This window comes from Bradyrhizobium sp. Ghvi, from assembly GCF_900115265.1.
GTDB lineage: Bacteria > Pseudomonadota > Alphaproteobacteria > Rhizobiales > Xanthobacteraceae > Bradyrhizobium.
Genome location: NZ_FOVU01000001.1, coordinates 267656 through 294055 on the forward strand (window position 1 = coordinate 267656; position 26400 = coordinate 294055).

Consider the following 26400-nt stretch of genomic DNA (forward strand, 5'->3'; position numbering starts at 1 on the left):
AAAATTGCGAAGCAATTTTGCGCTGGTGCGACGAAGCAATGACCGAGAATGAGGACACTCCGCGCGTCCAACTCGCACCGCCTTCGCGAATTCATCCTCACTTGAACAGCGGCGTGCCCGGCACGAACGCGTCGAATGCGGCCCAGAACTGGGAGCGGTAGCGGTCCTGCTCTTGCAGGATCTCGTGCTTCGAGCCGGCGATCACGAGGTGGGAGCCGGCGCGCAAATGATAGGCGAACTCCTCGATCGCGGCAGTGGAAACGACCGTGTCGTTGGAGGCCGCCAGCATCAGGATCGGCTGGCGGATCTCGGAGGGGTAGTTCATGCCCTTGAAAGTGTGCATGGCGCGGAAGGCCGTGTCGGCCCAGGCAACCGTCGGTGATGCCAGGCCGAGCGTCGGGTCCTCCTCCAGGATCGCGGCGTTGCGGGCATAGCGCACGGGATCGCTGGTCAGGGGATTGTTGATGAAGGGAGACAGCCCGGTGAGCTGGTCACTGCCACCGGGCACGTAACCACCGCCCCGCCCCAGCATCCGCATCGTCTTCAACAGCGCCCGCACCGGAAACGATGTGGCGCGACCGGGCAAATCGATCATCGGCGCGGTCAGCACCATGCGGTCGAACCAGCGCTTGCCCGCATGCGCGAGGCGCAACAGCACCGCGCCGCCCATGGAATGGGCCAGCGCGAAGAACGGCGGCGGACAATCCGGCAGCACCACCTGCTGAACGAAGGTCTCCACGTCGATCTCGTAATCGGCGAAGTTGCGCACATAGCCCTTGCGCGGGTCGCGCAGGCGACGCGCGGAATGGCCCTGCCCGCGCCAGTCGATCATCGCCACCGCAAAACCGCGGTCGCGCAGATCGCGCACGGTCTCGAAATATTTCTCGATCTGCTCGCTGCGCCCGGTAAAGACGCAAACGGTCCCCTTGCGGTTCGCCGGCGGCGCCCAGCGCGCGAACCGCAGCTCGACACCATCGGGCGTCTTGATGGTGCCGCTGACGACGTCTTCGGGAACGGGATTGGACGGAATCGAGACCAGCGTCATGATTGGACGTGCTTGGGCGCAAGTGCTGCAAATCAAGGGGCGGGAGCGCCGAAAAGGCGCCATTGCCGCCCTCTTGAACGCCGTCTGGACCCACCCATATCATCTCAGTGCAGGCCGCTACCAGTGTTTCGGGACCGGAACATCAGGCTGCACACAGACTATAGCCCGGCCCGATTGGCGGGCGGGTTACCCAACAGTCGCTCAATGGAGGACTTGACCATGCGTACCTACGACCTCACCCCGTTCTATCGTTCCACCGTCGGCTTCGACCGTCTCTTCAGCCTGCTCGACCAGGCAAGTTCGGATGGCAGCCCCGGTTATCCCCCCTACAACATCGAGCGCACCGGCGAGAACGCCTACCGCATCACCGTCGCGGTCTCGGGCTTTGCCAAGGATGAGCTCTCCATCGTCGCGAAGGAAAACACGCTGACGATCAAGGGCGAGAAAGTCGCCAACGAAAACTCGAAATCCGAAGTGCTCTATCGCGGCATCGCCGCCCGCGCCTTCGAGCGCGCCTTCCAGCTTGCCGACTTCGTGCAGGTGAAGGACGCCTCGCTCGAGAACGGCCTGCTTCATGTCGACCTCGTCCGCGAGATTCCCGAAGCCAAGAAGCCGCGCCAGATCGCGATCAACAGCGGCGCTGCTAAGGCCCAGGTGATCGAGAACTCGGTCGCCGCCTAAGCCGCGCATCGACTTTCAAGCTGCGAAAACGCCCCGGTGCCCCGGGGCGTTTTTATTTTGCACCGCATCACAGAGCGGTGAGAACGCGTAACGCTGCGGCCTCACGCTCCGTCCTTTGGACATCGCAGCCAAAACAAGACGGAGAACGATGATGACTTTCTGGCGCAGCCTTTTCGTCGCCGCGAGCCTGCTGGCGGCTCCCGTCAGCCTTGCCCATGCACAGACCCCGCAGTCCGTGAAGGCCAAGAACGTCGTGCTGGTGCACGGCGCCTGGGCCGACGGCTCGAGCTGGTCGGAGGTGATCCCGATCCTCCAGGCCGCCGGGCTCAACGTCACCGCCGTGCAGAATCCGCTGGGGTCGCTCGCCGAGTCGGTCGAGGCGACCAAGCGTGTGCTCGCCGAGCAGGATGGTCCGACTGTGCTGGCCGCGCATTCCTGGGGCGGCACCGTGATCAGCCAGGTCGGCACCGACCCGAAGGTCACCGGCCTCGTCTACGTCGCCGCGCGCGCCCCCGATGCCAATGAGGATTTCATCGCGCTCTCGAAGCAGTTTCCCGCCGGCCCTGCGCGCGCCGGCATCGTCGAGCGCAACGGCACTACCAAACTGTCCGAAGACGCCTTCCTGAAATATTTCGCCAACGGCGTTGCGCCGGAACGCGCGAAGGAGCTCTATGCCGTGCAATGGCCGACGGCCGCCTCGATCTTCGCCGGCCGCACCACCGAAGCCGCCTGGCATACGAAGCCGAGCTGGTATGCGGTGTCGAAGAACGACGGCACCATCAACCCCGATTTCGAACGCTTCCTCGCCAAGCGTATGAGCGCGACCACGATCGAACTCGACGCCGGCCACCTCTCGCTGGTGTCGCATCCGAAAGAGGTGGCGAATCTGATCCTGGAGGCGGCGGGGCATCCGCGCAGCTGAGGCATTGCCTCTGGTGCCAGCGCGCCCGAGCTCTTCGGGCGCTTTTTGCACGTCAACCTAATCCAGCCCTTGCACTGCCGGCATCTCCTGTGTCGGCAAAATGGCTGAAGCCGGCTTGGCCTGGCCCACGGTCGGAGCAGTGGCGAGCGGCGCGGCCTCGGCGGGTTTTGCTTGTATGGCGGCGGTCTGCTGCGCGGGCTGAGCTTGCGTCGGCTGTTCCGCGGGCTTCGCAGCCGCCACCGGCGTCCCGGCGCGCGGCGGAGCCGCCTTCGGAAGCGGCACGGTACGGCTGGCGACGTGCGGGATCGACGCCGGCGGGCGCGGCGGGCCGCTGCGGACCATGGTCGGCGGCGGCAGCGCGGTTTGCGGCTCGTAAGGCCCAACCGCCGGCTCCTCATAGGTGGGGGTCATGCCATAGGCGTCGGCGGCCGGCATGAAACGGATGATCCGGCCGTCGCGGGCGTCGATTACGAGCCGGCCATCGTCGCCGCGGCGGTCGATCACCGCGATGGTGTAGACGGCGCCGCGCAGGCGCGGGATACCGAGCGGCGAGAAACCATTGTCGCGCAGCACCGCGTAGACCTCGGTAGCCGGCAGCAGGGCCGGCGCCGGACCACGCTCCTCATAACCATAGCCGTAACGCGGCTGCGGCGCGGCTTCCGGCGCGATAAAGGGCCCCTCGAAATCCGACACCGCAATATAGGCCCCTCCGGAAATACCACTGGCCGGAACTTGTGCCTGAGCAGCGGTTGCAGCCAGCGCCAGCGTGGCCGCGGCCACACATTCTGTGAAAAACTTCATGGTCGACACGCTCCTGTCAGGCCCCCAAGTGATCCGCGCCCTTTCGCTTCGTGCGGCGTGGCGCGCCGTTCGAAGGGCTGATCCGAAGCTTCATTCGGGATTTCGGCGCCGCTTGGGCCGGATCGCGGCGCGTTTGCTCCAAAACCGGGGCCGCGCAACTTTCGGAAAGCGATTGATTGACATATCGGGAATCGCGACTTCCGCACGCTTGTGTGCTAGACAAAAATTTGGCAAGGTGATGGTTAGGACAGGAAAGCTGTCTCAATTTTGCTTGCAGTTCCGGCATGGGGATTGCAGCGAAAACCGGCGCTTTCGAGCGCCATAAGGCAACAGGCAAAGCCGTTCTCGGGGACGAAGAACGCCTTGGCCTGAATTTAAGAAAATGCGGCTCGCAACGGACGAGCGGTGACCCAGAGGCGGGTGCCGCGGAACGCCCAAGGTGCGCCGAAGATGGCGGTGAGGCAGCTTGCCGCATGGAGAGGATTGGAACAATGAACGGGTCGCAATTCGAGCGCGCAAACATCGTGGCAGAAGAGCTGTCGGCGACGGTCGCCTCGAAAACGGCCGATCCGATCCAGGAGCACAATTCGCGCCCCAAAGCAGAGGGCCTGTACGATCCGAGCCTGGAAAAGGATTCCTGCGGCGTCGGCTTCATCGCCAATATCAAGGGCAACAAATCCCACGAGATCGTCTCGGACGCGCTGAGCATCCTGTGCAATCTCGAGCATCGCGGCGCCGTCGGCGCCGACCCGCGCGCCGGTGACGGCGCCGGCATCCTGGTGCAGATCCCGCATGCCTTCTTCAGCCGCAAGGCCAAGGAGCTCGGCTTCGCGCTGCCCGCCCCCGGCGAATACGCCATCGGTGCGCTGTTCATGCCGCGCGACACCGCCTGGCGCAACGTCATCAAGAGCATCATCGCCGACCAGATCAAGGACGAGGGGCTGACCCTGCTCGGCTGGCGCGACGTGCCGACCGACAATTCCTCGCTCGGCGTCACCGTGAAGCCGACCGAGCCCGCCTGCATGCAGGTGTTCATCGGCCGCAACGGCACCGCCAAGAGCGAGGACGAGTTCGAGCGCCGGCTCTACATCCTGCGCAAGTCGATCTCGCAGGCCATCTATCAGCGCCGCGACCGCGGTCTTGCCGGCTATTACCCCTGCTCGATGTCCTGCCGCACCGTGATCTACAAGGGCATGTTCCTCGCTGACCAGCTCGGCAAGTACTATCCCGATCTGCACGAGAAGGATTTCGAGAGCGCGCTCGCGCTGGTTCACCAGCGCTTCTCGACCAATACCTTCCCGGCGTGGTCGCTGGCGCATCCCTATCGCATGATCGCCCACAACGGCGAGATCAACACGCTGCGCGGCAACACCAACTGGATGGCGGCGCGGCAGGCCTCGGTGAGCTCCGAGCTCTACGGCAAGGACATCAATCGGCTGTGGCCGATCTCGTACGAGGGCCAGTCGGACACCGCGTGCTTCGACAACGCGCTCGAATTCCTGGTGCAGGGCGGCTACTCGCTGCCGCACGCCGTCATGATGATGATTCCGGAAGCGTGGGCCGGCAATCCCCTCATGGACGAGAAGCGCCGCGCCTTCTACGAATATCACGCCGCGCTGATGGAGCCGTGGGACGGCCCCGCCGCGATCGCCTTCACCGACGGCCGCCAGATCGGCGCCACGCTCGACCGCAACGGCCTCAGGCCCGCACGCTACCTCGTGACCAAGGACGACCGCATCGTGATGGCGTCCGAAATGGGCGTGCTGACGATCCCCGAGGACCAGATCATCACCAAGTGGCGCCTGCAGCCCGGCAAGATGCTGCTGGTCGACCTCGAACAGGGCCGCCTGATTCCGGACGACGAGATCAAGGCCGAACTCGCCAAGAGCCATCCCTACAAGGAGTGGCTGGAGCGGACGCAGATCGTCTTGGAAGAGCTGCCGAAGGTGCCGACCACGGGCGTGCGCTCCAACCTGTCGCTGCTCGATCGCCAGCAGGCGTTCGGCTACAGCCAGGAAGACATCGCGATCCTGATGACGCCGATGGCGGCCACCGGCGAGGAAGCCGCGGGCTCGATGGGCAACGACACGCCGATTTCGGCGCTGTCGGACAAGGCCAAGCCGCTGTTCACCTACTTCAAGCAGAACTTTGCGCAGGTCACCAATCCGCCGATCGACCCGATCCGCGAGGAGCTGGTGATGAGCCTCGTCTCCATCATCGGACCGCGGCCGAACCTGTTCGACCTGCAGGGCATGGCGACCACCAAGCGCCTGGAAGCGCGCCAGCCGATCCTGACCGACGCCGATCTCGAAAAGATCCGCTCGATCTCGGACGTGGCCGACACGCACTTCAAGTCGCGCACGCTGGACACCACCTTCCACGCCGGTCTCGGCGCGGCCGGCATGGACCAGGTGCTCGATGAGCTCTGCGCGCGCGCCGAGAGCGCGGTGCGCGAGGGCGTCAACATTATCATCCTGTCCGACCGCATGGTCGGCGCCGACCGCGTGCCGATCCCCTCGCTGCTGGCCTGCGCCGCCGTGCACCATCACCTGATCCGCACGGGCCTGCGCACTTCGGTCGGACTCGTCGTCGAATCCGGCGAGCCGCGCGAAGTGCATCACTTCGCCTGCCTCGCCGGCTACGGCGCCGAAGCGATCAATCCTTATCTCGCGTTCGAGACCATCATCGCGATGAAGGACCGCCTGCCCGGCTCGCTCGACGACTACGAGATCGTCAAGCGCTACATCAAGTCGATCGGCAAGGGCCTTTTGAAGGTGATGTCCAAGATGGGCATCTCGACCTACCAGTCCTATTGCGGCGCGCAGATCTTCGACGCGGTCGGCCTCAAGGCCGACTTCGTCGCAAAATTCTTCGCCGGCACGCATACCCGCGTCGAGGGCGTCGGCCTTGCCGAGATCGCGGAAGAAGCCGTGCGCCGCCATGCCGACGCGTTCGGCGAGGCGCTGGTCTACAAGAGCGCGCTCGATGTCGGCGGCGAATATGCCTATCGCAGCCGCGGCGAGGACCATGCCTGGACAGCCGAGTCGGTGTCGCTGCTCCAGCACGCCGCGCGCGGCAATTCGCAGGAGCGCTACCGCGCCTTCGCAAAGATCCTCAACGAGCAGTCGGAGCGCCTCTTGACGCTGCGCGGCCTGTTCCGGATCAAGAACGCGGAGGAAGAGAAGCGCAAGCCGATCCCGATCGAGCAGGTCGAGCCGGCCAAGGACATCGTCAGACGCTTTGCCACCGGCGCGATGAGCTTCGGCTCGATCTCGCGCGAGGCGCACACGACGCTCGCGATCGCCATGAACCGGATCGGCGGCAAGTCGAACACCGGCGAAGGCGGCGAGGAAGCCGACCGCTTCAAGCCGATGCCGAACGGCGATTCCATGCGCTCGGCCATCAAGCAGGTCGCCTCGGGGCGCTTCGGCGTCACCACGGAGTATCTCGTCAACTCCGACATGATGCAGATCAAGATGGCGCAGGGCGCCAAGCCCGGCGAAGGCGGTCAGCTGCCCGGCCACAAGGTCGATGCGACCATCGCCAAGGTCCGGCACTCGACACCGGGCGTCGGCCTGATCTCGCCGCCGCCGCACCATGACATCTATTCGATCGAGGATCTGGCGCAGCTCATCTACGACCTCAAGAACGTCAACCCGACGGGCGACGTCTCGGTCAAGCTCGTGTCCGAGATCGGCGTCGGCACCGTCGCCGCGGGCGTCGCCAAGGCGCGTGCCGACCATGTCACCATCGCGGGCTTCGAGGGCGGCACCGGCGCGTCGCCGCTGACCTCGATCAAGCACGCCGGCTCGCCCTGGGAGATCGGACTTGCCGAAACCCACCAGACCCTGGTGCGCGAGCGGCTGCGGAGCCGCATCGTGGTCCAGGTCGACGGCGGCTTCCGCACCGGCCGTGACGTCGTGATCGGCGCGCTGCTCGGGGCCGACGAGTTCGGCTTCGCCACGGCGCCCTTGATCGCGGCCGGCTGCATCATGATGCGCAAGTGCCATCTCAACACCTGCCCGGTCGGGGTCGCCACTCAGGATCCCGTCCTGCGCAAGCGCTTCACCGGCCAGCCCGAGCACGTGATCAACTATTTCTTCTTCGTTGCGGAGGAAGTCCGCGAGATCATGGCTTCGCTCGGTTTCCGCACCTTCAACGAAATGGTCGGCCAGGTGCAGCTGCTCGACCAGACCAAGCTGGTCGCGCACTGGAAGGCCAAGGGCCTCGATTTCTCGAAGCTGTTCGTCAAGCAGAAGGAAGAGAAAGGCCAGAAGATCTATCACTCCGAGCGCCAGAACCATCATCTGGAGGCGGTGCTCGACCGTACGCTGATCGAGAAGGCGAAGCCTGCGCTCGATCGCGGCGCGCCGGTGAAGATCGAGGCTGCGATCAACAGCACCAACCGCTCGGCCGGCGCGATGTTGTCGGGCGCGGTCGCCAAGATCTACGGCCATGCCGGCCTGCCGCATGACACCATCCATGTCAGCCTCAAGGGCACCGCCGGCCAGGCGTTCGGCGCCTGGCTCGCCCACGGCGTCACCTTCGAGCTCGAGGGTGAAGGCAACGACTATGTCGGCAAGGGTCTCTCGGGCGGCAAGATCATCGTCAAGCCGCCGGCCAACAGCGCCATCGTTCCGGAGGAGAGCATCATCGTCGGCAACACCGTGATGTACGGCGCGATCGAGGGCGAGTGCTACTTCCGCGGCATTGCCGGCGAACGGTTTGCCGTGCGTAACTCGGGCGCGGTCGCCGTGGTCGAGGGCGCGGGCGACCATTGCTGCGAATACATGACCGGCGGCATCGTGGTCGTGCTCGGCAAGACCGGGCGCAACTTCGCGGCCGGCATGTCCGGCGGCATCGCCTACGTGCTCGACGAGACCGGCGACTTCGACAGGCTGTGCAACATGGCCATGGTCGAGCTCGAGCCGGTGCTGTCGGAAGAGCTGATCAATGCCGGGACCTATCACCACTCGGGTGACCTCGAGGCGCATGGCCGGGTCGACGTGTTCAACAACCTGCTCGCCTCCGACGTCGAGCGGCTGCACGTCCTGATCACGCGCCATGCGAAAGCGACCGGCTCCAGGCGCGCCGCCGAGATCCTCGCCGATTGGAAGGAATGGCTGCCCAAATTCCGCAAGGTGATGCCGGTCGAATACCGGCGCGCGCTCCGCGAAATGGCCGCCAACGCGGACGCCGAGCCGAAAATCGCGATCGGGGCGTAAGGCATCACACCCCGTCATTGCGAGCGGAGCGAAGCAATCCAGAAACTCTCCGCGAAAAGACTGGATTGCTTCGTCGCAAGAACTCCTCGCAATGACGGATGAGGAAACAACAGACGAATTAGCCGGCAGGGACTTCGAGCTTTAATGGGCAAGATCACGGGTTTTCTCGAAATCGAACGGCACGACCGCAAGTACACCCCGGTCGCCGAGCGCGTGAAGCATTACAACGAGTTCGTCATTCCGCTCTCCGAGAAGGAAGTGCGAGACCAGGCTGCGCGCTGCATGAATTGCGGCATCCCCTATTGCCACGGCACCGGCTCGGTCGCCCCCGGCACGCCCGGCTGCCCGGTCAACAACCAGATCCCCGATTGGAACGACCTCGTCTATCAGGGCAATTGGGAAGAAGCCTCGCGCAACCTGCACTCGACCAACAACTTCCCTGAGTTCACCGGCCGCATCTGTCCGGCGCCGTGCGAAGCGTCCTGCACGCTCAACATCGACGACAACCCGGTCACCATCAAGACGATCGAGTGCGCGATCGTCGACCGCGCCTGGGACAATGGCTGGCTGAAGCCTGAAGTCGCGGCTGTGAAGACCGGCAAGAAGGTCGCCGTGATCGGATCCGGTCCGGCCGGCATGGCCTGCGCCCAGCAGCTCGCGCGCGCCGGCCACGACGTGCATGTCTACGAGAAGTACGCCAAGGCCGGCGGTCTTCTTCGTTACGGCATCCCCGACTTCAAGATGGAAAAGGGCGTCATCGACCGCCGCGTCAAGCAGATGGAAGCCGAAGGCGTCACCTTCCACTACAACAGCCATGTCGGCATGACCGGCAATGTCGATCCGCGTGAGATGTTGAACCAGTACGACGCGATCGCGCTGACCGGCGGTGCGGAAGCCCCGCGCGACCTGCCGATCCCCGGCCGCGAGCTCGACGGCATCCACTACGCGATGGACTTCCTGCCGCAGCAGAACCGCCGCGTCTCCGAAGAGCCGCTGAACGGCGTCAAGGAGATCCTCGCCGGAGGCAAGCATGTCGTCGTCATCGGCGGCGGCGACACCGGATCAGACTGCATCGGCACCTCGCTGCGCCAGGGCGCGCTCTCAGTGACCCAGCTCGAGATCATGCCCGCGCCGCCCGAGCGCGAGAACAAGGGCCTGACCTGGCCGAACTGGCCGCTGAAGATGCGCACCTCCTCCAGCCAGGCCGAAGGCGCGATCCGCGAATACGCCGTGCTGACGCAGAAGTTTTCCGGCGAGAACGGCAAGGTCAAGAAGCTGCACTGCGTGCACGTCGACGACAAGTTCAAACCGATCGCCGGCACCGAGTTCGAGTTGGAGGCCGAGCTCGTCCTGCTCGCGATGGGCTTTCTCCATCCCGTGCATGAGGGCCTCCTGAAGCAGCTCGCGGTCGAGCTCGACCCGCGCGGCAACGTCAAGGCCAACACGCTGGACTACCAGACCTCGCGCCCGAACGTGTTTTCGGCGGGCGACATGCGCCGCGGCCAGTCGCTGGTGGTCTGGGCCATCCGCGAGGGCCGGCTGTGCGCGCGCTCGATCGACACGTTCCTGATGGGGAAGACGGACCTGCCGCGGTAAGATCTGTCATTCCGGGGCGCGCGAAGCGCGAACCCGGAATCCATTCATCTACAGATTCTGAGGCCAGTTGGATTCCGGGCTCGCGCCAAGTGGCGCGCCCCGGAATGACAGCGCAACTAATTCTGCAACCTCACACCCAGCATCACAACCGTCCCTTGCGAGCTCGACCCCGGCTGGTTCGAGTCCAGGATGTCGTGGCGCAAGGTGCCCTTGATCCAGACGTTGCGGTTGAGCTTGTAGATCAGGTTGCCTTCGAGCGAGTAGGTTTTGTCGTTGCGGCCCTGGTTCTGGTAGTCGTAGGTGCCGTAGGTGAACTTGCCGATCGCGGTGAGCCAGCGGCGGAAGTCGTGGTCGACTTCCGCTGCATAGGTGTGCACGAGCACGCCGGAGGAGCCGGGGATGGTGGTTTCCGCGATCTGCGTATCGGTGTTGAACTTCACCGTGGTCAGCCCGCTTGCGTTCCAGATCAGCGAGCCCGAGGTCAGGAAGCCCGAGAGCTGGCTCAGGCGCGGATCGACATAGGTGCGCGCGGAATAGCCGACCGAGATCTCGCCGGTGAGGATGCGCGAGAATTCGAACGACGAGCCGACCTTGGCGTAGCCGCCGGATGAATCGCGCAAGTAGCCGTTGCGATCGGCGGCCTGGTCGTGGACGCGGTTGTCGCCCTGGATCTCGACGAACGGCTTCAGGCCGGGCTTGAGATCGTAGGAGAAGCGGCCGACGCCGCCATATTGATTGAAGTCGCGATCGTTGTTGCTGAAGATCGAGCCGTCGGTGAGCTTTGAATCGGTGTAGGCGGTGCGGTCCACCGTGGCGCCGGCGGCGACCTGGAAGCGGTTGAAGGTCTGGTCGAAGCCAACGGTGGTGCCGTAAGTGGCATAGACAGGATATTTCTGCAGACCGGCCTGCACGTTCGGGCTGCCGGGATTGTCGGTGGCGAGCCGCAGGCGCAGCTGCGAGGTCAGCTTGAAATCCCGATCGACGTCGACGCGGCCGTCGACATGGCCGGTGAAGTCGGGGCGGTTGATTTCGACCGGCGACGGCGAGGCGAGGCCGTCGATGGTCACTGGCATGTTGTTGGTGTAGCCCGAGAACGAGCCGCGCAGATCGGCGACCAGGGCGTGGCGTTCCCAGTCGGAGATCACGAGCAGGTCAGGCGCGACGACATAGACCGGCGAGCCAACAGGCTTTTGCAGGCGCGCAGGATTGGTGTCGTAGCCGGCGGAGAGCTCGAGACCGCCCTTGATCAGAAAGCTGCCGGCGTAATCGCCGACCGCGCCAAATGCATCGTCATCAGCCTTGAGGCGGCGGCGCAGCGGCTGGCCGGGCACGATGCCGGCCATGGCCGGCGGCACCGGCGTCTTGTGCGCGGTTTCCGATGGTGGCGGCGCGATGCGCGGAGGGCCAAGACCCGTGTCCGGCGTCGCCGGCGGCACCGGCGAGCCGGGACCGGCCGGTCGCTTCGGCTTCGGCTGGCCGGGATACAGCTTTGGCTGCTGGCGCTTGCGATTGAGCGAATCGTAACCGGAGCCGCTGGCGCCGTTGGCAGGAGGCAGTCCATAGGTCGGCACCTGGCCAACGCGCGTCGTCGCGGGCGCTTCGCTCTTCTTGCGGGGATCGTCATTGGGGTCCGGCGGCTGCGGCACCGCGTCCGACGGCGCCTGCAGCACACCGGCCGTGCGGCGCATCGGCAGCGCATCGGGCGAGACGAAGCCGCCGCGGCTGGGATTGAACAGGTCGGGCGTGAGGCTCTGCGCGGCCGCGGGCGCGCTTTCCAGCGCCGTCAGCAACAGGCATGGCAAAGCGGCGCGGAAAGCTAACGCGCAGCTGCTCCGGCCCCTGCCTGGAGGCGACCCCACGATGGAATAACTCCAACGAAATCAAACACTTTCACGATCATCCCCACCGGCTCGCGGGAACCATCGTTAATGGAGTTAAAACAATTATGGTTAATGACCCGTTGAGGGTGTTGGAGCCCGCGTCGCCTCGCGGGCCGGAGCGTGCTAAGCAGGCCGGCAACGGGCTGACGCCCCTCCTCCCCTGGACGTGAACATGCCGAGTTCGAAACCGCTGATGACCCAATCATCCGGCCCTGCCCCTACATCAGTCGAATCCGCGCTTCGCACGCTGGAGACCGAGAGCGGCGGCATCAACGCGCTCTCGGCCGCCCTGCGCGGCCCGCTGGGCGAAGCCTTTGCCAAGGCGGTCGATCTGATCCGCAACGCCAAGGGCCGCGTCATCGTCACCGGCCTCGGCAAGTCCGGCCACATGGCGCGCAAGATCGCCGCGACCCTGGCCTCGACGGGCACGCCGGCGTTCTTCGTCCACACCGCCGAGGCTGCGCATGGCGACCTCGGCATGATCACCACGGACGACGTCATCATGGCGCTGTCCTGGTCCGGCGAGCAGCCGGAGATGAAGACACTCGTGAACTACTCCGCCCGCTTTGCGATCCCGATGATCGCGGTGACCTCGAGCGCGGCGTCTTCGCTGGGCCAGGCCGCCGACATCGTGATCGAGCTGCCGAAGGCGCGCGAGGCCTGCCCGCACAATCTGGCACCGACCACCTCGACCATGATGCAGGTCGCGATCGGCGATGCCATCGCCATCGCGCTGCTCGAAAGTCGCGGCTTCACCGCGCTGGAATTCGCCCATTTCCATCCGGGCGGCAAGCTGGGCGCGATGCTGAAATTCGTCCGCGACTACATGCGCACCGGCGCGGAGATCCCGGTCAAGCCGCTCGGCACCAAGATGTCGGACGCGGTGGTGGAGATGTCGGCCAAGGGGCTCGGCTGCGTCTGCATCGTCAATGATGCGAACGAGGCCGTCGGCATCATCACCGACGGCGATCTGCGCCGCCACATGCGCCCCGATCTGCTGACGGCGATGGTGGACGACATCATGACCAGGCAGCCGAAGACGGTACCGCCCTCGATGCTCGCGACCGAGATGATCGATGTGCTGAACACAAGCAAGATCACGACGCTGGTGGTGACTGAGGCAAACAAGGTTGTCGGCATCGTGCACCTGCACGATCTGCTGCGGGCAGGCGTGGCGTAAGGCCGCCGCGCTCTCCTCGTGTCGTTCCGGGGCGCGCCCCTTGGCGCGAGCTATGGTGCGCAATTGCGCACCCGAGAATCCATTCATCTGCGAGGTTACGGCCCGATGGATTCCGGGCTCGCGCTTCGCGCGCCCCGGAATGACAACTACCGCGGAAACCGCGCCGCCTTCTCCTCCAGAGGCAGGTTCAGCCCGTTCGCCAGATACGACACGGTGCGATAAAAGCCGCACAGCAGCATGATTTCCAGAATTTGCGCCTCGTCGTAGTGCCCCGACAGAGCTGCGAACTCGGCGTCGGTAAGGGTCGCGCGGTGATGGAGCGCGTCCACCGCCGCGATCAAGGCCTGCTCCGCCGGCGACCAGCAGGGCGAGGTCGCATTGTCCGCGACCGTCGCGCGGACCTCATCCTCGGTAAGCTTTGCCGGACCGGCAAAGACCGCGACATGGACGCCCCATTCATACTCGCAGTGGTTCAGCGCACAGGTACGATCGATGACGATCTCGCGCTCGCGCAGTGAGAGCGGCCCCGGATCGAGCAGCCCGGCGGCGCGAAACTTGTCCCAGGCGCGGGTGTGGGCGGCCATTACCCGGAACAGCACCAGCGGCGGGGCACCGCGCATGATGCGGTCGAACTGCGCCTGGATCTGCGGGGGATAAGGCTGATCGAGCGGGGCGATGCGCGGCGTCGGGGATGACATGAGCGTCCTCTTTGCTACAATTATTGTAGCAGTACGCTACATTATCCGTAGCAAGACGCAAGAGGATCGCGATGGCGAAACAGGCAGGCTCAAGGGATCACCGCGTCCGCGGCTCGCGCACCGGGCGGGCGATCATGGCGCTGCTCGACCTGCTCGGCCGGCGCTGGAGCCTGCGGATATTATGGGAATTGCGCGAAAGCCCCCTCACCTCGCGCGCGCTACGCACGGCCTGCGACGAGGCCTCGCCGACAGTGCTGCAGGCCCGGCTGACGGAGCTGCGGGAGGCGGGGTTCGTGGAGCTCGGCGATGGCGGCGGTTACGGGCTGACCGCGCTCGGGCGGGAGCTGTGCGAGACATTCATGCCGCTGCACCGGTTTGCGGAGAGGTGGAAGGAGTAGGGATCAAGCGCAGCCGCGCACTCTGATCTTCCTTCTCCCCTTGTGGGAGAAGGTGGCGCGAAGCGCCGGATGAGGGGTTTTATCCGCGAACTCAATGAGAATTGAACTCGCCGATAGAGACCCCTCACCCGTCTCCCACAAGGGGAGAGGGGAAAGAGTCTTCACGCCGCGGCCACCGTGAGATTAGCGCCATCCACCTGCACCACCTTCACCCGCGTCCCGGCGGGCGTATCCGGGCCTGCCACGCGCCAGACCGTGTCGCCGATGCGCACCGTGCCGTTGCCGTCGATGATCGGCTTCTCCAGCGTGAACTCGCGGCCGAGCAGCGCCTCGGAGCGCTTGTTGAGGAAGGGGCTCGCGCTGGCATCCGGCTTCGGCCGGGCGAGGCGGCGCCACACCGGCACGGCTGCAGCGGCGAACACCGCGAACATCACAAGCTGGATCTGCCAGGAGATGACGGCGGCGAACGAGATCAGGCCGACCAGAAGCGCGGCAAGCCCGAGCCAGAACAGGAACACGCCCGGCGCGACCACCTCCAGCGCCATCAGGATGAAGCCGAAAATCAGCCAATTCCAGGTGCCGAGCGATACGAACATGTCCGTCATGACACGACCTCCAGATATCAGCGCATGACCTTAGCGGAAAGTCATGCGCTATTCCCTACCCCTGTCGCGGCGGGACCACCGGCGGCGTCGAGCCGGTCGGCGGCACCGAAGCGGTGCGGCGCGCGGCGGCGGTCGCGGACGCAGCACTTTCGCCGAACGTCGCCTTCGCGATTTCGCCGATGCCGGCGAGCGATCCGAGCATGCTGGTCGCCTCCATCGGCAGCATGATGATCTTCTGGTTCGGCGCATCCGCGAACTGGCCGAACGCCTTGATGTATTTGTCCGCAATAAAGTAGTTCAGCGCGGCGACATCGCCCTTGGCAATGGCTTCCGACACGGCCTGCGTCGCCTTGGCCTCTGCTTCAGCGAGACGCTCGCGCGCCTCGGCGTCGCGGAAGGCGGCTTCGCGACGGCCCTCGGCTTGGAGGATCTGACCCTGCTTGGCGCCTTCGGCGCGCAGGATTTCCGACTGGCGCTGGCCTTCGGCGGCGAGAATGTCGGCGCGCTTGACGCGCTCGGCCTTCATTTGCCGGCCCATGGCCTCGACGAGGTCGGCCGGCGGCACGATATCCTTGATCTCGATGCGGTTGACCTTGACGCCCCAGGGCGAGACCGCCGCGTCAACCACACGCAAGAGGCGCTCGTTGATCTCGTCGCGATGCGACAGCACCTGATCGAGATCCATCGAGCCCATCACCGAACGGATGTTGGTCATGGTCAGCACCGTGATCGCCTGGTTGAGGTTGGCGACCTCGTAGCTCGCCTTCGCGGCGTCGAACACCTGGTAGAAGGCGACGCCATCCACCGTCACGGTGGCGTTGTCCTTGGTGATGACCTCCTGCTCGGGGATGTCGATCACCTGCTCCATCATGTTGATCTTGCGCCCGACGCGATCGAAATAGGGCACGATCAGGTTGAGCCCGGGGCTCAGCGTCTGCGTGTATTTGCCGAACCGCTCGATGGTCCAATCATAGCCCTGCGGCACCGTCTTCACGCCGGCAATCAGCGTGACGATGACGAGCAACACCAGAACAATCGCGAAAATATCGAAACCGCTCATCTTTCCTCCAAGGCGGGAAAAGCCCCTTCCCGCGCTGCCATTGGTCGGGATCAAGACCCTAGCGGTTCAGCAGCCGCTTTTCACGTCGGTTTGCCGCGCCAATTCCGCAAGAACAGCGACGGATGAATTTATTTGAACCGGCCGAAGGACGGCCATTGAAAAATCGGCGGTGGCCACCCAAGGATTGATCTAGTTTGACCAGCCGAAATTGACCGGCTTCAGCCCGGCGAGTTCAGGCCGCTCCTTGCGTAGCTTCGCCAGCTGGACAGCCGTCGGCCTTGTCTCGAAATTGCGTGACAGCCCCGGAAAGACGGTCGCCACATAGTACAGGCCGGGCGAGAGGATATCCATCTTCGGCGTATGCACCGGCACGAATCCCATCGACGCACCATTCGGGAGATAGGTGCCCGGACGGCTTGCCGTCGTATAGTTCTGCAGCTCCAGCCCGGTCGTTCCGACCGCTACGGGAATTGCGACAAATCCATCGGGTGCAAGGCTGATCCCGCGCGCATTGATCGCCGGAAAGCCGCTGTGAACAAACTGAAGATAGTTGATCGTCTCGCTGCCGCCGTTTGCCACCAGTAGGATCGCCGTATCACTTTTGACGGCGCTGCCGGCCTGCACCGCGTCCGGATACATACTGGACGCAACATCGCCGGTCGTATTGCAGCCCGCGAGCGCGCAGGCCACGATAGCGACAAATATCCATTCCCGCATCGACCGAAACCCGCCACCTTGTGCTGTCCGTCGCAACCACCGGATGGCGACGGAATCCCCCGACGACTATGTCAGATCCTCGCAGTTTGCTCCAGAAGCAGAGTGCAACGGCGATATTATTCAACCACGTCGTTCGCGGTTGCGAGCAGGCTTGGGGAAAGCGTGACGCCCAGTGCCTTGGCGGTCTTCAGATTGATGGCCAGCTCGAACTTGGTGGGGTTCTGGACCGGCAGGTCTGCCGGCCGCGCTCCCTTCAGTATCCGATCGATATAGCCGGCGGCACGGCGGAGCTGCTCGGCGCTATCAGTGCTGTATGACATCAACCCGCCTTCATCGACAAAGGCGCGGATGCAAAATACGGCCGGCAAATGCGCCTGTTCGATCGCCGCCAGCAGCGGCGCCCGGTTCGCGATGGCGAAGAAGTCCGGCAGCACCAGGAAGCCGCCCTCATTGCGCGAGGCCAGCGCAGCGATCGAAGCAACATCATGCACCGGCGCCGGCTCGACCGTCACATGCAGCGTCCGCGCGGCCTCCTCCAGCGTATGCAGCATCAGCGTCGCGAACGGCGCGGTGGCGGGGTTGTAGACGATGAAGACGCGGGACACCTTCGGCGTAACCTGCGTCAGCATCTCCAGCCATTTGCCGGCGAGAGGGCCGTCGTAGTCGGTGAAGCCGGTGATGTTGCCGCCCGGATGAGCCAGGTTCTGGACGAAGCCCTGTCTGACGGGATCGGTGACCACGGCAAACACGATCGGGATCGTCGTGGTGCGCCGGCGCAGCTCCTCCACCGACGGCGTGCCGAGCGCGAGCAGGATATCGGGCTTGCGCGCGATCAAATCATCGGCCAGCTGCGCGACGCGCGCGCGATCGCCGCCGCCACTTCGCCAGTCGATTTCGAGATTGTCTTGCTCCTTCCAGCCATGAGTGGCCAGCGCCTCGGCGAGGCCGGTCCGGCCGATCACCTCATCGGCTGATGTGACCGAGAGCACGCCGAGCCGACGTGCCGTCGTCGTCTGCTGCGCCAGCACCGAGGGCGGCCACGCCGCGAGCGTCCCAAGAAGCGCCAGACAGTCGCGGCGGTTCATGGAGCGCTCCTCAAATCCAGCCCTGAAGCTCGCGCAGCACCAGCGTGCGGATCACGTCCATGCCGGGATCGCTATCATTGAGACAGGGGATCGCGGAAAACTGCTCGCCGCCATTGTGCTTGAAGATCTCGGCATTCTCCTGCGCGATCTCCTCCAGCGTCTCCAGGCAATCGGCGGAAAAGCCGGGCGTCACCACCGCGATGCGCCGCACACCTTCTTTGGCAAGGCGTTCCATGGTTCTGTCGGTGTAGGGCTGCAGCCACTCGTCATTGCCGAAGCGCGACTGGAAGGTCAGTAGCAGCTTTGCTTCATCCATCCCGAGCCGGCGGCGCAGCGCCTCTGTCGTGGCGATGCAGTGGCTTTGGTAGGGATCACCCTTCTCGACATAGGATTTCGGCATGCCGTGGAAGGAGGCGACGATCAGCTCGGGCTTGTACGGCAGTGCCGCCAGATGCGTCTCGATCGAGGTCGCCAGCGCCTCGATATAGGCCTCGTCCTGATAGTAAGGCGGCGTCACCCGCAGCGTCGGCTGGTTGCGCAGGCGGGCGAGCACACGGAACACCTCGTCGCAGACGGTCGCCGAGGTCGAGGCGGAATATTGCGGATAGAGCGGCACGGCGAGGATGCGCTCGCAATCCTTGGCGATCAGCGCATCGATGCCCGCTTCGATCGAGGGATTGCCGTAGCGCATGGCCCAATCCACCACGACATGGGGGCTGTCCGACAGCGCGACGGCGAGCTTGTCGGCTTGCGACCGCGTAATGGTCTTCAGCGGCGACTCGTTTTTCTCGTTGTTCCAGATCTTCTGGTAGTCGAGCGCCTTGGTGCGGGGGCGGCTGCGCAGGATGATGCCGTTCAGCACCAGCCGCCAGATCAGGCCCTGATCCTCGATGACACGAGCGTCCGACAGGAATTCCTTGAGGTAGACCCGCACGCCCGGGGTGTCGGCGGTGTCGGGCGTGCCGAGATTGACCAGCAGCACGCCAACGCGCGGCTGCGCCGATGGCGTTGCCGGTTTCGCGGTCTTAAGGGGGGCCAAGGTCGTCATGATCCGTTGCGTCGCGCGTTGCTCCGAACTTGTCAAGATGAGCCCGGTTTCGCTAGGGTCGCCCCCAAGCGGGGGAGGAACGATGACGCTCGCAGAATGGTGCGTGCTCGGAGCGGTGCTGCTCTATCTCTTGACGATCGTCTCGATCAAATGGATCCGGTTTCGCAGCTTCGACAATTCCCGGCCGCGGAATCCCGCCTTCTATCAGGACGCCATCTCGCAGCGCGCGCTCGGCGCGCACCAGAACGGGATCGAGACCTTTCCGTTCTTCGCCTTCGCCGTGCTGCTCGCCGAATACAGGGACTCGCCGCAGCGCCTGATCGACGAGCTCGCAGCGCTGTTCCTGATCGTGCGGATCGCCTATGTGCTGACCTATCTCGGCGACCGCCCGACGCTGCGCTCCATCCTCTGGAGCATTGGCTTTGCGATCAATCTGGTGATCTTCTTCATGCCGATGTTGAAGCGGCTGCTGCCGGCGTGAGCCATCCGGCTCCACTAGATCCGTCGTCCTGAGGTGCGAGCTCCGCGGTGCAAGGCACCGTGGAGCGAGCCTCGAAGGATGAACGGCCCCGATGTAGCCGGGCCGTCGCCCTTCGAGGGCCGCTGAAGAAGCGGCCACCTCAGGGTGACGGTATTAAGTGATCGTGGCCCGCTTCAAAAACACGTCGTCCGCTCGGCCGCGATGTAGCCGAGCAACAGGCCCGCCCCGAACAACAGCACCAGCGCAGCCGCGCCAAACTCGAGGCCGCGCATGAACAGCGCACCGCCGCCGTCGCGGGCTCCGCTCAGGCGGGCGGCGACGTCCTTGGCGGAAACGGCGAGGACCGCGATCGCCGCGACCGTGATCGCTGTGCCCAGCCCCATCAGGAAGGTTGCGGCGATGCCGGCCCAGAACAGGCCCTGAGCCAGCGCGAACACCAGGACCAGGATCGCGCCCGAGCAGGGACGGATGCCGACGGTGAGGATCGCGGCAAAGCCGCGCCGCCAGCCGCCGGGGCCGGCGAGTTCGCTCGGGACAGGTCCATGGGAATGGCCGCAATGCTCGTCGTGGACGTGGTCCTGGGCGTGGTGGTGATGGGCGTGGTGATGATGATCGTGCGCATCATGATGATGGCTGTGATCATGATGGTGCGGCACGCCCGCGATCGCCGGAACCGGCTGCGTCGCCTGGAGCGCGCGGATGAAGGTGCCGCCCTTGACCCAGACCAGGCGGAGGCCAAACAGCGCGATCAGGGCATAGCTCGCGATCTCGATGGCCCCTTCCGCCCTGCACATGGTCTTGGCGGTGGCGTTCAGGATCCAGGCCGAGATGCCGACGATCAGGATCGCCACCAGCGACTGCATCAGCGCCGAGGCGAATGACAGCGCGATGCCGCGCCGGGCCGTCTCGCGATTGGCGACCAGATAGGAGGCGATCACCGCCTTGCCGTGGCCGGGACCGGCGGCGTGGAAGATGCCATAGGCAAACGAGATGAAGAGCAGCGTCCATACCGCCGAGCCGTCGGATTTCGCGGCGCGGATGGTTGCCGACATCTGGCGATAGAATTCCGACTGCTTTGCCAGTAGCCAGCCGATCAGGCCGCTGGCCTCCGGCTCTACCGCTTGCGCCGATTTCGGCGCGCCAAACGGGTTTTGCGCGAAGACCTCGTGAAACGCGGCATCGGCCACGCCGACGGCGAGGAGAACGGCGACGCAGGCGAGGAACCCGCGCCAAAGCGGCGAGAGATGCGGCTTCAAGGGCAATCCACCGTGATCTTGTTGGCGAACATCATGCCGAAATTGGCGTTCGGGCCGTCCGTGAAGGTCTGCTCGTTGAGCTTCTGCGCGGTCGCGGTGCCGTCGCTCGGACGATCGAGCTTCATCTGGCAGCCCGACGGCGCGCCGACCAGCTTGACCGGATTGTCCTTGGCCATCTGGAAATCGATGAAGAAGGAGCGGTCGAACACTTCGAGCACGAGCTGCTTGGGCTTGACCGGGTTCTTCAGCGGCAGCGTGAAGTGCAGGGTCAGCACCGTGTCCTTGTAGTCGAGGAAGTAATCGACCGGTTCCTGGAAGCGCTCCTTCTTGCCGTCGGCCTTCGCGAAGGTGAAGTAGGCATATTCCTTCAGCGACTCGACATTGGTCTGCGCCAGCGGCCCCAGCTCCTCGCGGGTATAGGCGCCCTTCTTTTTGCTCTCGAGCCCCTGCACCGCGTAAGCCGAGAACATGTCGTCGAAGGTCCAGGCATGGCGCACGCCAGTGATGCTGCCATCCTCGGCGTAGAGCAATTCACTCGAAGCGGTGATCCAGACATGCGGATGCGCGCTCGCCACGCCCGATGCGAGCATCATGGCGGCGGCGAGCAGCCATCCGAGCAGGCGGCGCATTGGAGGTATCCAAATCGACAGAATCATGGGCATTCCACCGAGATCGGGACGAGGAATAACAGCCCGACAGTGGCATTCGCACCGCCCTCCCTGAAGGTATCCTCGCTCGCTTCCTGCACCAGCTCGCGGTCCCGGTCGTTGCCGATTGACCGCGCCTGCCATGAATGCCCCAGCCATATCTCACAACCAGCAGGCGCGCCAACGAGTTTAAGCGGATACTCCTTTGCCAATCGAAAATCGATGAAAAAGGAACGATCATAAATAGCCAGACGAACATGTTTCGCCTTCACGGGCGCTTTCAGCGGCAGCGTGAAATGCAGAGTCAGACGATTATCTGCGTGTTCGAAGAGGCAATCGGTCGGCTCTGCGAACGCCTGCTTGACGTCGGCAGTTACGCTGGTGAAGTAGGTCTTTTCTTTGAAAGACTCGACTTGAGACCGCGCCAACGAGGTCAACTCCTCGCGGGAGTAGGTGCCATCAGTCTTCTGAAGCCCTTGCAAAGCATTGGCCGAGAACGCCGCGTCGAACGTCCAGGCGTGACGCACGCCGATGACGCTCCCGTCCTCGGCGTAAAGCAACTCGCTCATCACATCGACCCAGACATGCGGATGCGCGCTCGCCGCACCCGATGCGAGCATGAGGGCGGCGGCGAGCAGCCATCCGAACAGCGCCCGCATCCCGGTCAAGCCGCCTTGTCGTCGAGCAAGCCGCGGCGGCGCAGCAGCGCGTCGGGCTCGGGTGGGCGGCCGCGGAACGCCTCGTAGGCGGCTTCCGGATCGACCGATCCGCCGCTCGAATAGATGTCGTCGTGCAGGCGTTTTGCCACTGCGGGATCGAAGATGTCGCCGGCTTCCTCGAACGCGCCGAAGGCGTCGGCGTCCATCACCTCCGACCACATGTAGCTGTAATAGCCGGCTGCGTAGTGGTCGCCGGAGAAGATGTGGCCGAACTGGGTCGGCCGGTGCCGCATCGAGATTTCCTCGGGCATGCCGATCTTCTCGAGCTCGCGTCTCTCGAAGGCGCGAACATCCTGAGCGTTTGCTGCCGGCTGGGAGTGGAACTCGAGGTCAAGCAGCGCCGAGGACACGAACTCGACGGTGGCAAAGCCCTGGTTGAACTTTCGCGCGGCGAGGAAGCGCTTGAGCAGATCGTCGGGCAGCGGCTCGCCGGTCTGATAGTGACGGGCGAACTGCTGCAGCACCTCGGGCCGCTCCTGCCAGTGCTCGTAGAGCTGCGAGGGCAGCTCGACGAAGTCGGTGAACACGGAGGTACCCGACAGCGAGGGATAGGTCACGTTGGACAGCATGCCGTGCAGGCCGTGGCCGAATTCGTGGAACAGGGTGCGGGCATCGTCTGGCGACAGCAGCGAAGGTTCGCTGCCGGTGCCCTTGGCAAAGTTGCAGACATTGAGGATGAGCGGCGCGATCTCGCCGTCGAGCTTCTGCTGATCCCGCAGCGAGGTCATCCAGGCGCCGGAGCGTTTTGACGGCCGGGCGTAGTAGTCGCCGTAGAACAGCGCCTTGTGCTTGCCGTCAGGGCCCTTCACCTCCCAGACGCGGACGTCGGGGTGCCAGACCGGGACGTCCTTGCGCTCCTCGAAGCTGATGCCGAACAGCCGGGTGGCGCAGTCGAAGGCGGCCGCGATCATGTGGTCGAGCGTCAGATACGGCTTGATCGCGGCGTCGTCGAAATTGGCGCGCTGAAGGCGGAGCTTTTCGGCGTAGTAGCGCCAGTCCCAGGGCGCGAGCTTGAAGTTGCCGCCCTCCTCCGTGATCAGCGCCTGCATCTCGTCGCGATCTGCGAGCGCCCGCACCCGGGCCGGCTTCCAGACCCGCTCCAGGAGGCCCCGCACCGCGTCCGGCGTCTTGGCCATGGAGTCTTCGAGCCGGTAGGCGGCAAAGGTCGGATAGCCCAGGAGCTTGGCGCTCTCCTCTCGCAGCTTCAGGATCTCGCCGATCGCCGTGTTGTTGTCGTTTGCATTGCCGTTGTCGCCGCGCGCCGTGAAGGCCTTGTAGACCTTCTCGCGTAGGTCCCGCCTCGCCGAGCTCTTCAGGAACGGCTCGGCCGAGGACCGCGACAGCGTCACAATGGCCTTGCCTGCCATGCCGCGGTCTTCTGCCGCAGCCTTGGCAGCGGCGATGAAACTGTCCGGCAGGCCCTGGCGGTCCGCCTCCGCAAGCTCCAGGAACCAGTCCTGCTCGTCGCCGAGCAGATGATGACTGAAGCCGGTCGCGAGCTGGGCCAGTTTCTCGTTGATCTCGGCCATCCGCGTCTTGGCCTCGTCGGAGAGGCCGGCACCTGCGCGGTGAAAGCGGGTATAGGTGCGCTCCAGCAGGCGGAGCTGCTCCGGGTTGAGACCAAGATTGGCGCGGTTCTCGTGCAGCTGGGCGATGCGGCCAAACAGCACGGCGTTCATCATGATGGGATTCCAGTGCCTCGCCATCCGCAAGGAGACTTCCTTGTCGATGTCCAGGATGGCCGGATTGGAATGTGCCGAGACCAGATCGTAGAAGACCGCCGCGACCTTGTTGAGCAGCTTGCCGGAACGTTCCAGCGCCGTGATGGTATTGGCGAAGTCGGGGGCAGCCGGATCATTGGTGATCGCCGCGATCTCGGCGGAATGGTCCGCGAAGGCCTGCTCGAAAGCAGGCAGGAAGTGCTCCGGCTTGATCTCGTTGAAGGGCGGGGTCGCGAAGGGCGTCACCCAGGCCGTCAGCAGCGGATTGGTCTCTTCGTCCGTAGTTTGGCGGGGGTCTGACATCACAAGTCCCGATTTTCGAGGCAATTTGTTGGGCCAGCTATAGCACGCGATCGGGCTTTTTTGGGCCATTTGGCCTTGCTCCCGCCCGCCTTTTCGGGGAGATTGCGGCCCTCGAAACACCGGACCCCAATGCCTATGAACGCACCCTCCTCGCCCTCCCGTCAGATCGTCTGGCCGAGCGTCATCACCGTCGTCAGCGCCGCTATCCTGATCGGCGCCGAGGTGTTCGGCGCAGCGTTTGCCGGCGGGTGGGCGCTCGCGATTCTGCTCGGGCTCGGCGATCAGGCCGCGCACATCCTGCAGGCCGTGCTGTTCGCACTTGGCGTGCTGGTGATGACCGCCTTCATCCGCGGAGCTCAACGCGTCGAGCCGTTCTTCAAGCGCCGCTGACGCTTCTTGCGCGCAAGCGACGCGCGCACGACGCTCAAAACTTAACGCCCGTTCATCTTCCGCGTCGCGCGCGCAACACTGCGCAAGCAGATGTTAGGCAATTCTGTTCGCAGCCTAAAAAAATTCTTGCGAAGCAGGGTCAAAACGCTTATGTGCGCTCTTGCCCAATTTCGCACGTGCCTGTGGTCGTGTGTCAGTCGGTAGGTATCCGGACAAGAGGCCGGACAGCCGCCAAGGGGTGAAGAAGCCGAGGGGCTCTTCGGAAGTGCGGAAGTCAGAGATCGAGGGTCGCAAGACCCGAAGGATCCGAAGACGAAGCAAACCCGGAGCGCCCAGCATCTCTCTCAAAGAGATGCCTTGTCGAAGGTGACTTCGCTCTTTGCAACCGTGACTGGCAGCCGGAGGCGAACCGGCGCACCCCGCTCTCAACGGGGGACGCGACTTAAAGCAACGACGGATCGGGCTTTTTTGGTCTCTACCGGCATTCCACCGCCGGCGCGGGCTACTGAAAAGGCTTGTCCTTCATTGCCAGGTGAGCGGGCGGGAAACTCTCCCAACCAATCCACGGCAGCACAGTCTGGTTTGAGTTTTTTGGCTTCAGCGCGCCTCCATCGCGCGATGTGGCCGAAGCGCTCTTATCCGACGTCACGTTGATGCGGATCCCGTCGCTGGGACCGTTGGAGAGTGCCATGACCGAACGTATCCAGGAATTCCTGCGCAACCGCCGCAAGGATGGCCTCGACACCGAGCCGTGCCTCGTCGTCGACCTCGAGGTCGTGCGCGACAATTACCAGACTTTCGCCAAGGCGCTGCCCGACAGCCGCGTGTTCTATGCCGTCAAGGCGAACCCGGCGCCGGAAGTGCTGGCGCTGCTGGCCTCCATGGGCTCCTGCTTCGACACCGCAACGGTCGCCGAGATCGAGATGGCGCTGGCCGCCGGTGCGACGCCGGACCGCATCTCCTTCGGCAACACGATCAAGAAGGAGCGCGACATCGCGCGCGCCTTCGCGCTCGGCATCCGCCTGTTCGCGGTCGATTGCGTCGCCGAGGTCGAGAAGGTCGCCCGTGCCGCTCCTGGCGCGAAGGTGTTCTGCCGCATCCTCTATGACTGCGCCGGCGCCGAATGGCCGCTGTCGCGCAAGTTCGGCTGCGACCCGGAGATGGCCGTCGAGGTGCTCGACGCCGCCAAACGCCTTCGCCTGGAACCGTACGGCATCTCCTTCCATGTCGGTTCGCAGCAGCGCAAGGTGAAGGCGTGGGACCGTGCACTGGCGATGGCCTCGCAGGTGTTCCGCGACTGCGCCGAGCGCGGCATCAACCTCTCCATGGTCAACATGGGCGGCGGCTTCCCGACCAAGTACCTGAAGGACGTGCCGCCGGTCGTGACCTACGGCCGCTCGATCTTCCGGGCGCTGCGCAAGCACTTCGGCAACCAGATTCCGGAGACGATCATCGAGCCGGGCCGCGGCATGGTGGGCAACGCCGGGATCATCGAATCCGAGGTCGTGCTCATCTCGAAGAAGAGCGACGAGGACGAGGTGCGCTGGGTGTACCTGGACATCGGCAAGTTCGGCGGTCTCGCCGAGACCATGGACGAATCGATCCGTTATGCCATCCGCACCCGCCACGACGGTGCGGACATGACGCCGTGCGTGCTCGCAGGCCCGACCTGCGACAGCGCCGACGTGCTGTACGAGAAGACCCCGTATCCGCTCCCCGTTACGCTCGAGATCGGCGACAAGGTTCTGATCGAAGGCACGGGGGCCTATACGTCGACCTACTCGTCGGTGGCATTCAACGGCATCCCGCCGCTGAAGACCTACCACATCTGATCCGCCTCGCTTTCGAGGCCTGACGAACCCGGGAGCCGGCTTGCCGGCTCCTTACCCAACATCTTTCGATTTCTGACGACGTCTTGAACGGGCGTGCTGTGCGCACGCAA

General features: G+C 64.6%; 23 protein-coding genes. 9 read left to right on the forward strand and 14 right to left on the reverse strand.

Annotation, left to right across the window (positions count from 1 at the left end; genetic code table 11):
- Positions 1-97: 97 nt before the first annotated feature.
- A complete protein-coding gene (locus tag BM374_RS01275) occupies positions 98-1045 on the reverse strand; it encodes an alpha/beta fold hydrolase (RefSeq protein ID WP_092288787.1) in 948 nt (315 codons plus the stop codon).
- A 219-nt stretch (positions 1046-1264) separates the two neighbouring features.
- On the opposite strand from BM374_RS01275, the gene BM374_RS01280 reads away from it, so the two are divergent.
- Both BM374_RS01280 and BM374_RS01285 read left to right on the forward strand, forming a co-directional pair.
- Positions 1265-1726 carry an Hsp20 family protein gene (locus tag BM374_RS01280; RefSeq protein ID WP_177248034.1) on the forward strand — a complete coding sequence of 154 codons (462 nt, stop codon included), beginning with the start codon at positions 1265-1267 and terminating at the stop codon, positions 1724-1726.
- Between the two features lie 151 nt (positions 1727-1877).
- On the forward strand, positions 1878-2648 hold the full coding sequence (locus BM374_RS01285; protein WP_092290106.1) for an alpha/beta fold hydrolase: 771 nt from the start codon (positions 1878-1880) through the stop codon (positions 2646-2648).
- A 57-nt stretch (positions 2649-2705) separates the two neighbouring features.
- Here BM374_RS01285 and BM374_RS01290 read toward each other — a convergent pair whose 3' ends face one another.
- Positions 2706-3449 carry a hypothetical protein gene (locus BM374_RS01290; RefSeq protein ID WP_092288789.1) on the reverse strand — a complete coding sequence of 248 codons (744 nt, stop codon included), beginning with the start codon at positions 3447-3449 and terminating at the stop codon, positions 2706-2708.
- A gap of 491 nt (positions 3450-3940) precedes the next feature.
- Here BM374_RS01290 and gltB point away from each other — a divergent pair, with 491 nt between their 5' ends.
- Positions 3941-8674, forward strand: coding sequence for a glutamate synthase large subunit (gene gltB, locus BM374_RS01295; RefSeq protein WP_092288790.1), 4734 nt, complete (start codon positions 3941-3943; stop codon positions 8672-8674).
- Between the two features lie 144 nt (positions 8675-8818).
- Positions 8819-10270, forward strand: a complete 1452-nt coding sequence (locus BM374_RS01300; RefSeq protein ID WP_092288791.1) for a glutamate synthase subunit beta — start codon at positions 8819-8821, stop codon at positions 10268-10270.
- A 116-nt stretch (positions 10271-10386) separates the two neighbouring features.
- On the opposite strand, the gene BM374_RS01305 is transcribed toward BM374_RS01300, so the two are convergent.
- Positions 10387-12129 (reverse strand): outer membrane beta-barrel protein, encoded by a 1743-nt coding sequence (locus BM374_RS01305; RefSeq protein WP_092288792.1) that lies wholly within the window; start codon positions 12127-12129, stop codon positions 10387-10389.
- Between the two features lie 193 nt (positions 12130-12322).
- Here BM374_RS01305 and BM374_RS01310 point away from each other — a divergent pair, with 193 nt between their 5' ends.
- Positions 12323-13330, forward strand: a complete 1008-nt coding sequence (locus BM374_RS01310; RefSeq protein ID WP_177248035.1) for a KpsF/GutQ family sugar-phosphate isomerase — start codon at positions 12323-12325, stop codon at positions 13328-13330.
- 146 nt (positions 13331-13476) lie between these two features.
- Here BM374_RS01310 and BM374_RS01315 read toward each other — a convergent pair whose 3' ends face one another.
- Positions 13477-14028: a carboxymuconolactone decarboxylase family protein gene (locus tag BM374_RS01315; RefSeq protein WP_092288793.1), complete on the reverse strand. Its 552-nt coding sequence runs from the start codon at positions 14026-14028 to the stop codon at positions 13477-13479.
- 71 nt (positions 14029-14099) lie between these two features.
- Here BM374_RS01315 and BM374_RS01320 point away from each other — a divergent pair, with 71 nt between their 5' ends.
- Positions 14100-14426 (forward strand): winged helix-turn-helix transcriptional regulator, encoded by a 327-nt coding sequence (locus tag BM374_RS01320; protein ID WP_092288794.1) that lies wholly within the window; start codon positions 14100-14102, stop codon positions 14424-14426.
- A 161-nt stretch (positions 14427-14587) separates the two neighbouring features.
- On the opposite strand, the gene BM374_RS01325 is transcribed toward BM374_RS01320, so the two are convergent.
- The 5 genes from BM374_RS01325 to hemH form a co-directional block, all read right to left on the reverse strand.
- Positions 14588-15031: an NfeD family protein gene (locus tag BM374_RS01325; protein ID WP_092288795.1), complete on the reverse strand. Its 444-nt coding sequence runs from the start codon at positions 15029-15031 to the stop codon at positions 14588-14590.
- Positions 15032-15086: 55 nt separating this feature from the next.
- Positions 15087-16091: an SPFH domain-containing protein gene (locus tag BM374_RS01330; protein ID WP_092288796.1), complete on the reverse strand. Its 1005-nt coding sequence runs from the start codon at positions 16089-16091 to the stop codon at positions 15087-15089.
- Between the two features lie 189 nt (positions 16092-16280).
- Positions 16281-16808, reverse strand: coding sequence for a hypothetical protein (locus BM374_RS01335; protein ID WP_244552508.1), 528 nt, complete (start codon positions 16806-16808; stop codon positions 16281-16283).
- Positions 16809-16924: 116 nt separating this feature from the next.
- A complete protein-coding gene (locus tag BM374_RS01340) occupies positions 16925-17893 on the reverse strand; it encodes an ABC transporter substrate-binding protein (RefSeq protein WP_092288797.1) in 969 nt (322 codons plus the stop codon).
- Between the two features lie 10 nt (positions 17894-17903).
- Positions 17904-18941 (reverse strand): ferrochelatase, encoded by a 1038-nt coding sequence (gene hemH / locus BM374_RS01345; RefSeq protein WP_092288798.1) that lies wholly within the window; start codon positions 18939-18941, stop codon positions 17904-17906.
- Between the two features lie 82 nt (positions 18942-19023).
- Between hemH and BM374_RS01350 the strand changes: the two genes are divergently transcribed.
- Positions 19024-19422: an MAPEG family protein gene (locus tag BM374_RS01350; RefSeq protein ID WP_092288799.1), complete on the forward strand. Its 399-nt coding sequence runs from the start codon at positions 19024-19026 to the stop codon at positions 19420-19422.
- 173 nt (positions 19423-19595) lie between these two features.
- Here BM374_RS01350 and BM374_RS01355 read toward each other — a convergent pair whose 3' ends face one another.
- The 4 genes from BM374_RS01355 to BM374_RS01370 are packed head-to-tail and all read right to left on the reverse strand — an operon-like array spanning position 19596 to position 24068.
- On the reverse strand, positions 19596-20678 hold the full coding sequence (locus BM374_RS01355; protein ID WP_177248036.1) for a nickel/cobalt transporter: 1083 nt from the start codon (positions 20676-20678) through the stop codon (positions 19596-19598).
- Positions 20675-21307, reverse strand: a complete 633-nt coding sequence (locus BM374_RS01360; protein ID WP_092288801.1) for a DUF1007 family protein — start codon at positions 21305-21307, stop codon at positions 20675-20677. The genes BM374_RS01355 and BM374_RS01360 overlap by 4 nt, the downstream gene beginning before the upstream one ends.
- A 23-nt stretch (positions 21308-21330) precedes the next feature.
- Entirely contained in the window at positions 21331-21984 is a 654-nt protein-coding gene (locus BM374_RS01365; RefSeq protein ID WP_092288802.1) for a DUF1007 family protein, read from the reverse strand.
- Positions 21985-21989: 5 nt separating this feature from the next.
- Complete coding sequence (locus tag BM374_RS01370) at positions 21990-24068, reverse strand: M3 family metallopeptidase (RefSeq protein ID WP_092288803.1); 2079 nt, start codon at positions 24066-24068, stop codon at positions 21990-21992.
- Between the two features lie 135 nt (positions 24069-24203).
- Here BM374_RS01370 and BM374_RS01375 point away from each other — a divergent pair, with 135 nt between their 5' ends.
- Positions 24204-24458 carry a hypothetical protein gene (locus BM374_RS01375; RefSeq protein ID WP_092288804.1) on the forward strand — a complete coding sequence of 85 codons (255 nt, stop codon included), beginning with the start codon at positions 24204-24206 and terminating at the stop codon, positions 24456-24458.
- Positions 24459-24960: 502 nt separating this feature from the next.
- Here the strand turns inward: BM374_RS01375 and BM374_RS01380 are convergent.
- Positions 24961-25149 (reverse strand): hypothetical protein, encoded by a 189-nt coding sequence (locus BM374_RS01380; protein ID WP_177248037.1) that lies wholly within the window; start codon positions 25147-25149, stop codon positions 24961-24963.
- Between BM374_RS01380 and BM374_RS01385 the strand changes: the two genes are divergently transcribed.
- Positions 25148-26290, forward strand: coding sequence for a type III PLP-dependent enzyme (locus tag BM374_RS01385; protein WP_092288805.1), 1143 nt, complete (start codon positions 25148-25150; stop codon positions 26288-26290). The two genes, BM374_RS01380 and BM374_RS01385, sit on opposite strands and share 2 nt — an antisense overlap.
- Positions 26291-26400: the final 110 nt, after the last annotated feature.

Coding starts and splice junctions, on each gene's coding strand:
- BM374_RS01275 (WP_092288787.1), bottom strand. CDS start 1,045: ATGACGCTGGTCTCGATTCCGTCCAATCCCGTTCCCGAAGACGTCGTC.
- BM374_RS01280 (WP_177248034.1), top strand. CDS start 1,265: ATGCGTACCTACGACCTCACCCCGTTCTATCGTTCCACCGTCGGCTTC.
- BM374_RS01285 (WP_092290106.1), top strand. CDS start 1,878: ATGACTTTCTGGCGCAGCCTTTTCGTCGCCGCGAGCCTGCTGGCGGCT.
- BM374_RS01290 (WP_092288789.1), bottom strand. CDS start 3,449: ATGAAGTTTTTCACAGAATGTGTGGCCGCGGCCACGCTGGCGCTGGCT.
- gltB (WP_092288790.1), top strand. CDS start 3,941: ATGAACGGGTCGCAATTCGAGCGCGCAAACATCGTGGCAGAAGAGCTG.
- BM374_RS01300 (WP_092288791.1), top strand. CDS start 8,819: ATGGGCAAGATCACGGGTTTTCTCGAAATCGAACGGCACGACCGCAAG.
- BM374_RS01310 (WP_177248035.1), top strand. CDS start 12,323: ATGCCGAGTTCGAAACCGCTGATGACCCAATCATCCGGCCCTGCCCCT.
- BM374_RS01315 (WP_092288793.1), bottom strand. CDS start 14,028: ATGTCATCCCCGACGCCGCGCATCGCCCCGCTCGATCAGCCTTATCCC.
- BM374_RS01320 (WP_092288794.1), top strand. CDS start 14,100: ATGGCGAAACAGGCAGGCTCAAGGGATCACCGCGTCCGCGGCTCGCGC.
- BM374_RS01325 (WP_092288795.1), bottom strand. CDS start 15,031: ATGACGGACATGTTCGTATCGCTCGGCACCTGGAATTGGCTGATTTTC.
- BM374_RS01330 (WP_092288796.1), bottom strand. CDS start 16,091: ATGAGCGGTTTCGATATTTTCGCGATTGTTCTGGTGTTGCTCGTCATC.
- BM374_RS01335 (WP_244552508.1), bottom strand. CDS start 16,808: ATGCGGGAATGGATATTTGTCGCTATCGTGGCCTGCGCGCTCGCGGGC.
- BM374_RS01340 (WP_092288797.1), bottom strand. CDS start 17,893: ATGAACCGCCGCGACTGTCTGGCGCTTCTTGGGACGCTCGCGGCGTGG.
- hemH (WP_092288798.1), bottom strand. CDS start 18,941: ATGACGACCTTGGCCCCCCTTAAGACCGCGAAACCGGCAACGCCATCG.
- BM374_RS01350 (WP_092288799.1), top strand. CDS start 19,024: ATGACGCTCGCAGAATGGTGCGTGCTCGGAGCGGTGCTGCTCTATCTC.
- BM374_RS01360 (WP_092288801.1), bottom strand. CDS start 21,307: ATGCGCCGCCTGCTCGGATGGCTGCTCGCCGCCGCCATGATGCTCGCA.
- BM374_RS01365 (WP_092288802.1), bottom strand. CDS start 21,984: ATGCGGGCGCTGTTCGGATGGCTGCTCGCCGCCGCCCTCATGCTCGCA.
- BM374_RS01370 (WP_092288803.1), bottom strand. CDS start 24,068: ATGTCAGACCCCCGCCAAACTACGGACGAAGAGACCAATCCGCTGCTG.
- BM374_RS01375 (WP_092288804.1), top strand. CDS start 24,204: ATGAACGCACCCTCCTCGCCCTCCCGTCAGATCGTCTGGCCGAGCGTC.
- BM374_RS01385 (WP_092288805.1), top strand. CDS start 25,148: ATGACCGAACGTATCCAGGAATTCCTGCGCAACCGCCGCAAGGATGGC.
- BM374_RS01380 (WP_177248037.1), bottom strand. CDS start 25,149: ATGGCACTCTCCAACGGTCCCAGCGACGGGATCCGCATCAACGTGACG.